General features: G+C 50.5%; 1 protein-coding gene. It reads right to left on the reverse strand.

Annotated elements, in window-relative coordinates; genetic code table 11:
• Positions 1-323: penicillin-binding transpeptidase domain-containing protein (locus KDM89_RS21115; protein ID WP_268977915.1), on the reverse strand; the 323-nt coding region annotated here is incomplete at both ends.

Here is a 323-nt window from a genome sequence, read left to right on the forward strand (position 1 = left end):
GGCATCGACCCCCATGTCGTTAGCCAGCATGTAGTAATAGGTATCACAGGAATGCACGATAGATTTATACATGTCGACCATACCGTGACCACCAGGCCTATCGTCTTTGAAGGTATGGTTACCGAAAGTAAAATAGCCGGGATCTGCAATAGTTTGATTCGGGGTACGCTTACCGAGCTCCAGCGCAGCCAATGCCATGAAAGGCTTGTAGGTTGAGCCAGGCGGATAAGCTCCGGTCAGCGGGCGGTTCAGCAGGGGCTTGTCTTCGGAAGTATTGAGTTCATTCCAGCTTTGCTGATCAATACCTTCGACGAACAGATTCG

Origin of the sequence: Cognatundibacterium luofuense (genome assembly GCF_018139685.1) — a bacterium.
Lineage (GTDB): Bacteria > Pseudomonadota > Gammaproteobacteria > Burkholderiales > Burkholderiaceae_D > Undibacterium > Undibacterium luofuense.